A 13,011-nucleotide genomic window follows, 5' to 3' on the forward strand; every position below is an offset into this window, starting at 1 on the left:
GAGCCGCACCTTCATCGCCGAGCGCAACGGCGCGGCTCATGGTGGCGGCGAGCGAGGCGACCACGGCGGCTCGAGGCGACGGGTCGGCTGGCGCGAGCCCGCCAAGCTTAAGCGTCGCCGGTTGGGCCCGGGTTGGGTCCGTGCCTTCCGAACGGGCGCCATCCGTCGCGACGCACCTACAAGATCCCGGGGAATGTGACGGATCGCGACGGTTCGACCTCGCAGATTCGTTCCGTGAGGACCCGGCGCTCGCGCCCCGCTTGCTCGCGACGCTCTTCCACGTCGAGGTGCCTCCGCACGACTCCGCCGCGGTGGTCGAGTCGTCGCTCGACCAGCTCCTCCCCGTGGAGTTCCGCGCTGACCTGGTGCTCGAGCTTCGAGACGCGAGCGGCACGATCGTGCTGGCGATCGTCGTCGAGGTCCAGCGGGACATGGATCCGAACAAGAAGTTCTCGTGGCCGACGTACGTCACGGTCGTGCGCGCCAAGACGCGCTGCCGCACGGTCGTGCTCGTGGTCGCGCCGGACGCCGGCGTGGCTGCCTGGGCGGCGGAGCGCATCGACCTCGGGCTGGGCCTCGGCCACGTCGCGCCGCTGGTGCTCGGCCCGGCCGTCGTCCCCGAGATCACCGATCCAGCCGACGCGGAGGCGGAGACGGAGCTCGCCGTGCTCTCGGCGATGGCGCACGGCAACGGGCCGAACGGACCCGCCGTGGTCCTGGCGGCGCTCGCTGCCCTTGGCCGGCTCGACCAGGAGCACGCGATGGTCTACTTTCAGCTCATCTGGAACGCGTTGCGTGAGCCGATGCGGCAGGCTCTGGAGGCGTTGGTCATGGAACCGCAGATCGAAGGCGAGGCGACGTTTCCCCCGTTCGTGCAGAAGCTCATCGATCGCGGCATGCGTGAGGGCGAGCTCAAGGGCATCCGTGAGGGCAAGCTCGAGGGGAAGAGGGATACGCTGTTGCGGCAGCTCGCGCGTGCGGGGATCGTGCTCACCGAGAATGAGAGCGCGCGCATCCAGGCATGCGCGGACATCGCGACCCTCGACCGCTGGCTCGATAACGTCCTCGGGGCGAAGAGCGCCGCCGAAGTGCTCTCCTGACGGGTGACGCCAGGCTCGCAGGCCCCCCGCGTGCCCGCCGGCTCACCCACGCGCCCTGCCGGCGATCGCTCCGCGACGAGATTCGGCAGCTCGACGCTCCTCGGTTGCGTTGCAATGGCGGCTGGGACGCGCGGGCGCCTCCCGTCGCCAGGTGAATCCTCTGGAACACCAGCAATCATGCTCTCCGCCTCGGACAGAAGGGACACCCCCTCCCGTCCGAGGACGACCGCTGGGATCGTCCGGAGGCGCCCGACCGCCGGGATCGCTCGCCCCGAGCTCGCCCGTCACCGCCACCCACGCGCCCGCCTGCCGCTACCGCGCCGGCGCCGATGCTCCGCGCCTCGCTCCGCCCCGGCGAGGTACGCTGACGGGCGCATGGCGCGCAATGTCCTGCTGCTGGAGCCCATCGCCACGGAGCGCGACTACATGGCCGAGGTGCTGCGGGGCGCCGGCTGGTCCGTCTGCATGCCCCCCGGCGCGCGCCCTGCCCCCGAGGACTGCGCCGCCGCCGACGCCATCGTCGCGGACCTCGACCGCGCCGCCGGCGAGGGCTGGGTCCGCGCGGCCGATCCGACGCCGCCGCCCGCCCGGCTCATCGTCACCTCCCGGTTCCGCGCCTTCCTCGACCAGATCCGCCGGTACGAGCAGGTCGCGGCGGTCGTCCACAAACCGGCCACCGCGGACGCGCTCCTCGAGGCGCTGCTCCCGCCGGCGAGCGACGCCCCCACCCGGTCGCGCGCGGCGCAGACCGCCGCCGCCGATCCGCTCGACGATCCCGCGCGCGACGCCGAGCTCGCGCGGCGCGGCCTGCGCAGCACGACCCCCGACCCCGAGCTCGTCGTCGTCGCCGAGCTCGTCGCGCGCGGCGTGGGCACGCCGGCCAGCGTGGTCACGGTCATCGACTCGTCGAGGCAGATCTTCCTCGGCGCGACCGGCCTCCCCCGCGACCTGACCCTCGCCGGCGGGACGCTGCGCTCGTGGTCGTTCTGCGAGCACGTCGCGCGCGACAACGCGCCGCTCATCGTCGAGGACGCCCGCGAGCACCCCGCGCTCGCCGACAACCCGCTCGTGGCCATGAACATGATCCGCGCGTACGCCGGGTTCCCCGTCGTGCTCGAGGGCGTCGGGGCCGTCGGGAGCGTGTGCGCGGTGTCCGGCGAGCCCCGGCAGTTCGACGCGGGGAGCATCGCGACCCTCCAGCTCGCGGCCAGGCTGGTGAGCGAGCAGCTCGCGCGGCGCTCCGGCCTCTCGCCCCAGGTGACCGAGTCGGTCGATCGGGCGACGTCGCTGCCGACGACCGAGAGCACCGCGCCGCCCGAGCCGCTCGCCCGGCGTCACGCCCCCGCGCGGCTCGCCCCCGGCGATCTCGTGGACGACAAGTACTGGATCACCGCGATCCTGGGCGAGGGCGGGCAGTCGCAGGTCTACCTCGCGCGCGACAAGCTCCTCGGCCAGCTCGTCGCGCTCAAGGTGTTGACCGAGCCGGACGACGGCGCGCTGCTCCGCGAGGCCGAGGCGCTCGCGCGGCTCAGGCACCCGAGCATCGTCCAGCTGTACGGCTGGGGGAGGCTCGACGGCGCGCGCATGTACCTCATCCTGGAGTACGTCGAGGGCGAGACGATCCACCGCCACATCGTCGACCGCGCGCCCCAGGGCGGGCTCATGCCCCTCCCCCAGGTCCTCTCCGTCGTCCGCCAGATCGCGGGCGCGCTCGCGAGCATGCACGCCGAGGGGTACGTGCACGCGGACGTGAAGCCGGGGAACATCCTGCTCGACACGCGGATCGAGCGGGCGGTGCTCATCGACTTCGGGCTCGGGCTGCGCCTCGGGAGCGGGCGGCCCCACCTCGTCGGCGGGACGCGCGGCTACGCGGCGCCGGAGCAGCTCATCCCCGAGGCCGCCGACCCGCAGCCGGCGCTCGACACCTACGCCCTCGCGGCGGTCACCTACGCCATGCTGACGGGCAGGGCCCCCTTCGAGGCCGCGAGCGCGGACGGCATCGTCGCCATGCAGCGGCGCGGGGAGCTCACGCCCGCCTCGAGCGCGCGGCCGGGGCTCCCCCCGGGCATCGACGCCCTCCTGGCGCGGGCGCTCGATCCGGAGCCGTCCCGGCGCCTCGCCTCGCCGGTCGCCTTCGCCGACGCGCTCGCGGCCGCGCTCCTCGCGAGCCCCGGGGAGCGCGCGCCGGCGGAGGTCCCGGCGCCGCACGACGGCGCGCCGCAGAGCCGCGGCCTGGCCTTCCGGCTCTGCAGGGAAGCGGCGGCGCGGCGGCTCGGCGACGGGGTCGAGGCGCGCGCGTGGGGCAGCCTCGATCCGGCGGACCGCGCGGCGATCGCGGCGGCGACCGACGACACGGCGCTCTACCCGGTGGCGCCGCTCGTCGCGTACCTGCGCGCGCTCGGCGGCGAGGTCCCCGGGAGCGTGGAGGCCGTCGGCGGCGCGCTCGCGAGCGCGGCGCTCCCCGAGATGCTGCGCAGGCTCCAGGTCGCGCGCTCCCCGGAGGCGCTGCTGGAGGTGGCAGGGCCGCTGCTCCGGCGGTTCCACGCGTGGGGTCGCGTCCAGTTCGAGCGCACCTCGACCCACAGCGCGAAGGTCGACGTCTGGCTGCCCGAGGGGCTCGCGCCGGTGATGTGCCGCTACGTGAGCGGCTTCCTGCGCGCGCTGCTCGCGACGTCGGGGCGGGCCACGCGCCTCCTCGAGCTGCGCTGCGGGGGCGGCAGCGCGGGGGCGTGCGTGCTGCAGGTGGGCTGGAGCTGATCGGCCGACGGCCCGCGCCGCAGCATGCCCGCGCGCCGCGCCGCCGCGGCGCCCTCGCCGACCGACGCCCGCGGCGCCCTCGCCGAGCGACGCCCGCGGCGCCCTCCCGCCGAGCGACGCTTGTCCCCCCTCGCCGCCGGAACCTCCCCCCGGCGCCGCTGTCTGTCGCTGGCACGACGGACCGCCGGCCGGAGCGGCCGAGCGCGTCGCCCGGAGGGCGCGGATCCGCGCGCCTGCTGCCGGATTTCTGACGACATGAGCGCGCCGCTCCGCGCGGCGCACAGGGGAGATCCATGCCCAGCGCGAACCCATCGGACGCCGCGGGCGGCGCCGCCGCCACCACCCACGCGACCCCCACGGCCGCGGAGCCACCGGACGCGGCGAGCCCCGGCGAGGCCGCGGAGACCGCGGTGCGCTCCGTGGAGATCCTCGTCTCGTGGGGCACGACCGTCCTCTTCGTCCAGCACCTCGCGCCGCCCCGCGCCTTCGACGTCGGCGAGGGGCGCGCCGACGGGCGCCCGTGCGATCTCTTCCTCCCCGGGCGCGTGCTCGGCGCGCGGCGCGCGCCCCTCCTCGACGTCGACCCCGCGGGGCGCGTCCGCTTCGTCCTGCTCGGCGCCGCGACCGGGACGCTCGCCCTGGGCGGCGCGCCCCTGTCCGCCGCCGACGCGCGGGCGCGGCACGCCGGCGCGACCCGGCCGGACCTCGCCGACGTCGAAGGCGCGGTGCTCGTGCCCCTCCCCGCCCACGCCCGCGTGGACGTCGAGATCGCGGGCGTGCGGATCCAGGTCGCCGCCGACGCCGCCGCGGGCGAGCGCGCGCGCCGGTCGCTCGTGAGCTGGAAGAGCCTCGCCCTCCACGCCGCCTCCGCGGCCCTGCACCTCGGCCTGCTCGGCGCGCTGGCGCGGTGGGCTCCGCCCCCTGCCCCCGGAGACCCGTTCCCCGGCATGAGCGCGGACCGGATCGCGCTCGTGCAGCAGTACCTCGCGTCCGCGGACGCGCGCGAGCTGCGCGCCGCGATCGAGCAGGAGGGCGAGCCGAGCGCGGACGCGAAGGAGGGCGGGACGGGGGCGAGGGCGAAGGGCGAGGAGGGATCCATGGGCGGCGCGCCCGCGCGCGCGATGGCGACCGGGAACCGGTGGGGGGTGGCCGGCCCGAGCGACGGCCCAGCGCCGTACGCGACGCCGCGGGAGGCGCTGCGCGACGCCGCCGAGTTCGGGATGATCGGCCTGCTCAACGCCGGGGCCGGCGGCCAGCCGAGCGCGCCGCCGTGGGCGCGGGGCCAGCCCGCCGCGCCCGCGGGCGCGGGCGGCGCCGGCCTCCCCCTCAACGGCCTGGGCGACGGTGGCGGCGAAGAGGGAATGGGGCTCGGCGCCATCGGGACGATCGGGCACGGCGCGGGCGCCGGGTCGGGCCAGGGGTTCGGCAGCGGCCACGGGCGCGCCGGCGCCGCGCCGCCGGGCGCGGCCGCGTACGCCCCGGAGGCCGAGGTCCCCCTCGATCCGAACGGCCGCTTCGCCACCACGTACCGGCCCGGGGGCGGCCACCTCGCCGCCTTCGAGGCCGCCCTCGCGCGCGGCGTCGTGCCCGAGGCGGAGCGCGAGCTCGTCAGCGACGTCGGCGCCCGCTACGCCCCGGAGGTCCCGCTCGGCCCCGGCAAGGCGCTCGGCCTGCGCACCGACCTGGAGCGCGCCGCGCTCGGGCCGGGCGGCGGCGCCGTCCACCTGCGCCTCGCGCTCCGCTCCTCCGCCGCGGCCGCGGCGGCGCGGCCGCACCTCTCGGTGCACCTCGTGCTCGACACGAGCGGCTCGATGGCCGGCGCGCCGATCGAGAGCGCCCGCCGCGCGGCGCAGGCGCTCGTCGACCGCCTCGCGCCCACCGACGACTTCTCGCTCACCACCTTCTCGAGCGACGCCGAGGTGCTGATCCAGGACGGCCCGGTCGGCCCGCGCCGCGCGGCGATCCGCGGCCTCATCGAGGGGATCCGCGAGGGCGGCGGCACGAACATCGGCGCGGGGCTCGCGCAGGGCTACGCGCAGGCGAACCGGCCCGACATCCCCGAGGACGCCGTGCGCGTGGTGCTGCTCGTCTCCGACGGCCGCGCGACCAGCGGCCTCACGCACAGCGAGCGGATCGCGCGGCTCGCCCTCGACGCGTTCCAGCTCGGCGTCCAGACGAGCGCGCTCGGGCTCGGCGACGACTACGACGGCCAGCTCATGAGCGCGATCGCGAGCGACGGGGCCGGCGGCTACTACTACCTGCGTCACCCCGAGCAGATCGCGCCGGCGCTCTCGACCGAGCTCGACAAGCGCCTCGACCCGGTGGCGACCGCGGTCGAGGTGCGCGTGCGCCTGAAGCGCGGCGTCGACCTGCTCCGCGTCTACGGCTCGCGCCGGCTGAACGACGCCGAGGCCTCCCGCGTCCGCGCACAGGAGATCGCGGCCGACCTCGCCGCCCTGTCGCGGGACCGGATCGCGGTCGACCGGCGCGACGACGCCGAGGGCGGCCTGCGCTTCTTCATGCCGATGTTCGCCCGCGATGACCGCCACGCCCTGCTGCTCAAGCTGAGCGCCGAGCCCGGCACGGGGAAGCGCGCGCTGGCGACCGTCGAGCTCAAGTACAAGGACCGGCTCTCCAGGAAGAACGTGATCGAGGAGATCCCCGTCGAGGTGGGCTATGCGGACAGCGACGCGGCGAGCGCGGCGTCCGTCGACGCCTCGATGACGCGGACTCTTCAGGGCTTCGCCGCGGGCGAGTCGCTGGCCGAGGCCGCCGCCCGCGTCGGGCGAGGCGATCCGAGCGGCGCGGCCGCGCTGCTCGCCGAGCGCGAGGGCATCCTGCGCGAGGCGGCGGCCCGGCTCGACGAGCCGCTGTTTCTGGAGGACGCTGCGCGCCTCGCGCGCCTCCGCGCGCACATGGGCGCAGAGCACGGCCTCGGCGACCCGCTCGTGCTCGCGATGTTGCTGGAGACGGCGGGCCGATCCCACCTGCGCTGAGGCGCGCAATCGCAGCGCGCGCACGGGCGGAGGCGTCGCCCAGGTGGTAGGCTGAGCGCGGCCATGACAGAGAGAGTCTCATCGACCGGTCGCGCTGCGCTGCGAGAGTCGCTGCTCCAGTTCTCCGCCTTCGCCGACGCGCTCGAATCCCGTGCCATGCGCGAGGCCATCGAGGCCTGCATCACCGTCCTGGACGCTCCCGGCCCGCTCGACAAGCGCGCCCTGGCCCCGTGGCTCAAGGTCGTCCACGAGCGTGCAGCCGAGGTCTTTCGGCGGGGCATCCGCGAGACCACGGGGGTGCTGCGCGAGCAGATGAGGCACGGCCTCAAGCAAGCCGAAGAGGACGCGGTCTGGATGCAACAGGCCATCGACGCGCTGAGTCGAGACCACGCCAACTGACATGAGGGGACAGGAGGAGACGACGTCGGTGGTCGCGTGGACCGGGCGTTCGTACAAGGGATCTGGATTCCTCGAACCACGCTGAAAGCCACGCTCCGTGGGACGAGGGTTGTGAGGGTTGCGAATCGTCGAGCACGCCTCGAGGCTGCGCTGATCGGGTGTCGCCGCGGCGTCGCGACACGATCGACGAGCCTGCTTTCTTGAATCGGGTCGAGAGGATATTCTTCACCGGATCTGCCCGCGAAGCGCTGCCGGCCGGACAGGGCCGATCGATCGGGCGCGGCGCGCGATGCGCGATGCCGGCGCGGCGCGGGGCCGGCGTGACCGAGAGCCCGTCAATCACGCCGTCGTGGCACGGGGAGCGCGGTCCGTGCTACGAAGCGAGCCATGATCGCCTCGGCGTTTCCGCTGCTGCTCCTCGGCTTCTCCCTCGGCATCCGCCATGCGACCGACGCGGACCACGTGATCGCGGTGGCGACGATCGTGAGCCGCGTCCGGAGCCTCGGGGTGGCGCTGCTGATCGGCGCGATGTGGGGGCTGGGCCACACCGTCACGCTGATGCTCATCGGCGGCGGCATCCTCCTGTTCGGGCTGGTGGTGCCGCCGCACGTCGGCCTGGCCATGGAGCTCACGGTCGCGCTGATGCTGATCGGCCTCGGCGCGTACCACCTCCTGCGGTTCTACCGGGCGGTCCGGCGGGGCGAGCCGCAGGCGCAGGCGGCGGAGCACCACGACGGCCACCGCCACGGCGTCGGCTGGGCGGATCGCGTGTTCGGCGGGTCGCGCCTCTACGTGAGCCTCCGGCCGCTGCTCATCGGCGTGGTGCACGGGGTGGCCGGCTCCGCGGCGGTCGCGCTCCTCGTGCTGACCACGGTGCACGATCCGCGGTGGGGGCTCGGGTACATCGCGCTGTTCGGCGCGGGCACGATCGCCGGGATGATGCTGATCACCGGGATGCTGGCCGTGCCGTTCGCGTACACGAGCGCGCGCTTCGGCGGGATGCACCGCGCGCTCGGCGCGGCCGCGGCCCTGCTCAGCGTGGGCTTCGGCCTGTTCCTCGCCTACGACATCAGCATCGGCTCCGGGCTGTTCACGGCGAACCCGCAGTGGACGCCGGGCTGACGGCGCCCGGCGCCGGGATGGAGACCGTCACAGCCGGATCACTCGGCAGGGCTACAGCCGCGGACGTCGTTACGCCAGAGTCCAACCGTCCTTGAGGAGCAGACCTCGCCGGCGCCGCAGTCGGCGTCCGACCGGCACAGCGTGCAGCTGCTGGGCGCATCCGCTCGCGCGACCATTTGACGCTCGGGGCGGAGCTCACGTGCTTCTAACGAGGTGAAACCCCGAGAAAACTGAGCCACAGAGTCACAGAGGGCACAGAAGGGAGAGAAATAAAGATCCCTATTTCATCTCTCCCCTCTGTGCCCTCTGTGACTCTGTGGTTCAAATCTCTTCATTCTCGGGCGTTCCAAGCCGATCGGCGCTCTAGCGGCTCACGGCCGGCCACGCGCGCTCGGCCTCGCGCGGCGGCGCCGGCGCGAGGTGCGCGTCGATTTGGGTCATGAGCCAGTCCAGGAACTCGTCCTTCAGGATCGTCTGCGCCACGTGCAGGTCGGTCCACACGGGCGCGCGCGCCGCCGCCCGGTCGCTCGTCTGCACCACCACCGGGATCGTGCAGAACCTCGCGTCCTCGCGCATCGCGCGGATGAGCTCCACCCCGTTCATGACGGGCATGTGCACGTCGACGATCGCCAGCGCCACGGGCTCGCGCGAGAGCAGATCGAGCGCGGCGCGTCCGTCCTCGGCCTCGATCACGGTGAAGCGCGGCTCGAGGATCAGCCGGTAGCACGCCCGGATGTCCGCGTCGTCGTCCACGACGAGGAGGGTGACCCCCTCGACGGCGCCGAGCACGCGCTCGACCGCGGCGCGGAGCTCCGCCGCGGTGACGGGCTTCCGCACGTAGCCGGCGACCCCCCTCAGGATCGCCTCCGCCGGCTTGTTCACGACGGAGACGAGCATCACGGGCACCCGCTCGCGCGACTGCACGAGCCGGTTGAAGGCGAAGCCATCCATCTCGGGCATCAAGAAGTCGGCGAGGATGAGGTCCGGCGTCCAGGTGCGGAGGAGCTCCAGCGCCGCGCCGCCGCCGCGCACCGTCCTGACGTCGTAGGCCGCGCCCTCCAGCGCCTCGGCCATCCACGCGAGCGTCCCCGAATCATCGTCGACCAGCAAGAGCTTGGCCATGGCATCACTCCCTTTACGTCTCTCCCTGGGCCCCTCTGCCCCTCGCCTCGCCCGGCGCGCCGACGCGCCGCAGCCGGAGCCAGAACCTCGCCCCTCCTTCCGGCCGCGCCTCGTAGCCGATGGCCCCGCCCCACCGCTCCGCCGCGATCCGCGCGCCGTAGAGCCCGAGGCCGCTGCCCGCCTCCGGATCGCGCCCGTGCGCGAACTTCTGGAACAGGTGAGGCGCGATGGCGGGCGAGACGCCCGGCCCCTCGTCCTCGACCGTCACGCGCGCCCATCCGGGCTCGTCGCGCACGAGGACCCGCACCGCCCCGCGCGCGGGCGTGAAGCGGAGCGCGTTCTCGACGAGGTTGGAGACCACGCGCGCAAGCCGGCGCTCCTCGCCGACGACGCGGCACGGCGGTCCCCCGCCGGTCTCCGGAGGCCCCTCCAGGCGAACGCCGCGGCTGCGCGCCATGGGCAGCAGCGCCTCGACGACCTGCGCGACGGCGCCGCGCAGGTCCGCCACCTCGGCGAGATCGCCACCGGGTGGGCCGAGCGAGGCCCCCTCGGCGGCGAAGATGTCGAGGATCTCCCGGATGAGCTCGCGCTGCCGCAGGGCGGCCTTCAGCGCGACCTCGGCGAGCGCGCCGCACTTCTCCGGGAGCGGCTGCTCTCGCAGCAGCGACAGGGCGCCGAGGAGGCTGTTCAGCGGACCGGAGAGATCGTGGACGATGCAGTGGACGAGGACGTCCTTCCGCTCGATCTCGCGCGACAGCGCCTCGTGCACGAGGCGCAGCTCCCGCGCCCGCTGGAGGACGCGGCGGCGCTCGTGGAACAGCGCGTCGTTCCGGGTGATCACGAGCAGCCGCGACGGGCCCACGCAGAGCGCCGTGGCCTCGAGGTGCAGCGCCTCGTCGTCCTCGGTCATCTGCGTCCAGCCGTCGGATTGCACGCTCGGCGCTCCGTCCGCGGACCAGGCCCGCTCCGCCTCGGGGAGGAACACCTCCAGGAACGGCAGCGCGCGGTCGATGCGGAGCGGCGTATCGCGCCACGGCGGCGCGATCCCGAGCCGCAGGAACCAGGGCGGCGGTTCGCCGCGGACGACGAAGGCGCCGTCGCGCACGCGCTCGAGCACGAGCTTGTCCAGCGCCGAGAGGATCCGGGTGTCCATGTCCATCAGCCCCGCCACACGGGCGCCTCGCTCGCCAGCATGGCGCACGCGAGCGCGCTGAACGCGCCCTCGACCCCGGCACCGGTCTTGGCGCTCGTCCTCGTGACCCAGAGGCCCGCCCTCCTCAGCCTGGCCTCGGCGGCCTCGTCGATCTCCCACGCCGCCGTGAGATCGGCCTTGTTCAGGACGGCGACCGACGGGAGCTCCCCGGCGATCGCCCGCGCCGCGGCGTGGAGGCGGAGCCCCGTCTCCACGGTGAGGCGCCGCGTGCCGTCGATGACGAGGAGCAAGCCCGCGGAGCCGCGCACATACGATATCTGGACGTCCTGGAACTCGTCCTCTCCGCTCAGGTCCCAGAGGATGAGATCGAGCTCGCGATCATCGCACCTCACGCGCCGCGTCTCGATCGTCACGCCGATGGTCGTCCGGTAAGCCTCGGAGAAGATGCTGCGCACGAAGCGGGCGACGAGGCTTGTCTTGCCGACCCCCGTGGCGCCCAGCACGCAGACCTTGCGCTTCTCCCCCATGGTTCATTCCTTGATCGATGGGCGCAGGTCCACAAGGAAGATCACGCTGCGCGCGCGCCGCTCGTCCGCGCCGCCGACGCCGCACCCGGCGCCCGCCGCTCCCCCGGGGCACGGCGCGGGCGCGAGGTCGCCGCGCAGTCCGCCGCCGCTCGCCCGCAGCCGCTCGGCCGGGACGCCGCGCGCGATGAGCTCGGCCGCGACGTGCTCCGCGCGGGCCAGGCTGAGCGCCCGGTTCGACGCCTCCGCTCCGACCGGATCCGCGTAGCCGACCACGCGGATCTCGGCGGTCATGCCGGCCTCGCGCGCGAGCGCGATCTCCCGCGTGGCCGCGGCCGCGGCCTCGGCGGCGCGCGCGCGCTGCTCGGCGGCGAGCCGGGCGGCGCCGCGGCGGAAGAGGAGCTCGATCCCCTCGAGCGATCGCGCCGCGGCGCGCGCCCGCTCGATCGCCTCCTGGGCCGTGAGGCGCGCGCCGTCGAACCCCGAGACGCCCGGCAGCACCGCCGCCGTCCAGCGCGCGCGCTCGATCCAGCGCTCGGGCGCGACCCCGCTGGCCACCACGACGCCGCCGCGCAGCGAGAGGGCGACGCCCGGCGGCGGCTCCAGCGCCCGCGCCGCCCGGCGCTCGACGATCTGCGGATCGAGCGAGTAGAACGGCTCGAAGCGCAGCGTCACCGGCGTGCGCGCGGGGCCGGCGCGCTCGATCACCGCCCGCGGGTCCTCGGCGAGCGGATCGCGCAGGCCCGAGAACGCGACCTCGCCCCCGCGCCGCTCCGCCGCGATCACCGTGATGCCAGGCTCGCGCCGCAGCGCCTCGGCCCATCCGGCGAAGCGGCGCTGGTCCTCCCACGAGGCGCGCGTCCGGACGGCGAGGGCGGTCGCGGCGATCGCGACGAGCACGGCGGCCGCCGCGAGCGCGGGCCTGCTCCCGCGCGGGACCGGCTTGCGCTGCTGGTGGAGGCAGGTCGAGAGCAGCTCGCGGGTGCCGGAGAACGGCGACCGATCGCCGCGGAAACCGGCGAGCTCTTCCCCGTACGTCAGGTGCACGCGCTCGAGCGTCTCGCTCAGGACGGTCCCGTACGCCTGCGGCGCCACGCCGCGCACGATGGCCACGAGGAGGGCCGACGGTCCGTGCTCGACCCACCCGGTGAGATCGCCCACGCAGAAGCGCTGGAGCCGCGCGTCGGTCCGGAACGCGTCGTGGGCGAACGCGTCGATGGCGGTGAGCATCGCGGAGACCTGATCGGGATCCCTGTAGGGGGTGTCCTCGGCGCTCACGTGCTCGAGGACGATCCCCGTCCCGCGATGGACCAGGAAGAGCTGCTCGGTCCGGTAGACCATCGCGCGGAGCAGCACCACCTCCGCGAAGGGGCGCCCGGTGCGCCGCGCCTCCAGGCGCCAGCGCAGGCTCTCCCAGGACAGGCCGAGGGCGAGCGCCTCGTTGAGGCGCTGGATCATCCCCCGGAGGGCGCAGGCCACCGCCTTGCGGATGGCCGGCCCCATGGCGGGGGAGATCGCGTCCGCGAACGACCCCGGATCCCGGCGCACGCGCTCGTGGATCGCGCTGGTGATGAGCGGATCCAGCGCCCACGAGAGCGCCTCGCCCTTCTTGCGGCTCTCGACCACCGCCTCGGGCAGCGCCCCGGCGACCATCTCGGCCATCGACTGGTCGAGCCGCTCCTCGAGCCGCCGGATCCGGCGCTGCTCGGGGCCCACGAGCAGGGGGCGGAGGTCTTCGAGCGTCTTGTCGACCGGCGGGGGCGGCCCGCGACGCGCTCTCGGCTGTCCCATCGTTCGTCTCCGGCCCTCCACGCCCGCGCCGCTCGCCAGAGCGGCGC

The 13,011-nt window shown here is 74.9% G+C and carries 9 protein-coding genes; 5 read left to right on the plus strand and 4 right to left on the minus strand.

The window, feature by feature from the left end; genetic code table 11:
- The first annotated feature begins 38 nt into the window (after positions 1-38).
- The 5 genes from WMF26_RS34895 to WMF26_RS34915 all read left to right on the plus strand — a co-directional run bounded on the left by WMF26_RS34895 (position 39) and on the right by WMF26_RS34915 (position 8,374).
- Positions 39-1,100 (plus strand): hypothetical protein, encoded by a 1,062-nt coding sequence (locus tag WMF26_RS34895; RefSeq protein ID WP_437996252.1) that lies wholly within the window; start codon positions 39-41, stop codon positions 1,098-1,100.
- Positions 1,101-1,475: 375 nt separating this feature from the next.
- A complete protein-coding gene (locus WMF26_RS34900) occupies positions 1,476-3,857 on the plus strand; it encodes a protein kinase domain-containing protein (RefSeq protein WP_437996253.1) in 2,382 nt (793 codons plus the stop codon).
- 293 nt (positions 3,858-4,150) lie between these two features.
- Positions 4,151-6,853: a vWA domain-containing protein gene (locus WMF26_RS34905; RefSeq protein WP_437996254.1), complete on the plus strand. Its 2,703-nt coding sequence runs from the start codon at positions 4,151-4,153 to the stop codon at positions 6,851-6,853.
- A gap of 63 nt (positions 6,854-6,916) precedes the next feature.
- Positions 6,917-7,252: a hypothetical protein gene (locus tag WMF26_RS34910; protein ID WP_020738821.1), complete on the plus strand. Its 336-nt coding sequence runs from the start codon at positions 6,917-6,919 to the stop codon at positions 7,250-7,252.
- Positions 7,253-7,639: 387 nt separating this feature from the next.
- On the plus strand, positions 7,640-8,374 hold the full coding sequence (locus tag WMF26_RS34915; RefSeq protein WP_437996255.1) for a high-affinity nickel-transport family protein: 735 nt from the start codon (positions 7,640-7,642) through the stop codon (positions 8,372-8,374).
- A gap of 363 nt (positions 8,375-8,737) precedes the next feature.
- Here WMF26_RS34915 and WMF26_RS34920 read toward each other — a convergent pair whose 3' ends face one another.
- Genes WMF26_RS34920 through WMF26_RS34935 form a run of 4 tightly spaced genes read right to left on the minus strand, consistent with a single transcriptional unit; the run spans position 8,738 to position 12,964 of the window.
- The gene (locus tag WMF26_RS34920) at positions 8,738-9,496 is read right to left on the minus strand and encodes a response regulator (protein WP_061627995.1); all 759 of its coding nucleotides are present in this window, start codon (positions 9,494-9,496) and stop codon (positions 8,738-8,740) included.
- 13 nt (positions 9,497-9,509) lie between these two features.
- Positions 9,510-10,655, minus strand: a complete 1,146-nt coding sequence (locus WMF26_RS34925) for a sensor histidine kinase (protein WP_437996256.1) — start codon at positions 10,653-10,655, stop codon at positions 9,510-9,512.
- Positions 10,655-11,176 (minus strand): Rab family GTPase, encoded by a 522-nt coding sequence (locus tag WMF26_RS34930; RefSeq protein ID WP_061627997.1) that lies wholly within the window; start codon positions 11,174-11,176, stop codon positions 10,655-10,657. Before WMF26_RS34930 ends, WMF26_RS34925 begins: the two co-directional genes overlap by 1 nt.
- Positions 11,177-11,179: 3 nt before the next feature.
- Positions 11,180-12,964, minus strand: coding sequence for an OmpA family protein (locus WMF26_RS34935; protein ID WP_437996257.1), 1,785 nt, complete (start codon positions 12,962-12,964; stop codon positions 11,180-11,182).
- Positions 12,965-13,011 lie beyond the last annotated feature (47 nt).

The sequence above is a fragment of the Sorangium sp. So ce185 genome (assembly GCF_051526825.1).
In the GTDB taxonomy this organism is placed as follows: domain Bacteria; phylum Myxococcota_A; class Polyangia; order Polyangiales; family Polyangiaceae; genus Sorangium; species Sorangium cellulosum_D.

Bases quoted from the DNA above. Each gene is read 5' to 3' on its own strand.
- WMF26_RS34930 (WP_061627997.1), bottom strand. From the start codon at position 11,176: ATGGGGGAGAAGCGCAAGGTCTGCGTGCTGGGCGCCACGGGGGTCGGC.
- WMF26_RS34920 (WP_061627995.1), bottom strand. From the start codon at position 9,496: ATGGCCAAGCTCTTGCTGGTCGACGATGATTCGGGGACGCTCGCGTGG.
- WMF26_RS34910 (WP_020738821.1), top strand. From the start codon at position 6,917: ATGACAGAGAGAGTCTCATCGACCGGTCGCGCTGCGCTGCGAGAGTCG.
- WMF26_RS34935 (WP_437996257.1), bottom strand. From the start codon at position 12,964: ATGGGACAGCCGAGAGCGCGTCGCGGGCCGCCCCCGCCGGTCGACAAG.
- WMF26_RS34900 (WP_437996253.1), top strand. From the start codon at position 1,476: ATGGCGCGCAATGTCCTGCTGCTGGAGCCCATCGCCACGGAGCGCGAC.
- WMF26_RS34895 (WP_437996252.1), top strand. From the start codon at position 39: ATGGTGGCGGCGAGCGAGGCGACCACGGCGGCTCGAGGCGACGGGTCG.
- WMF26_RS34925 (WP_437996256.1), bottom strand. From the start codon at position 10,655: ATGGACATGGACACCCGGATCCTCTCGGCGCTGGACAAGCTCGTGCTC.
- WMF26_RS34905 (WP_437996254.1), top strand. From the start codon at position 4,151: ATGCCCAGCGCGAACCCATCGGACGCCGCGGGCGGCGCCGCCGCCACC.
- WMF26_RS34915 (WP_437996255.1), top strand. From the start codon at position 7,640: ATGATCGCCTCGGCGTTTCCGCTGCTGCTCCTCGGCTTCTCCCTCGGC.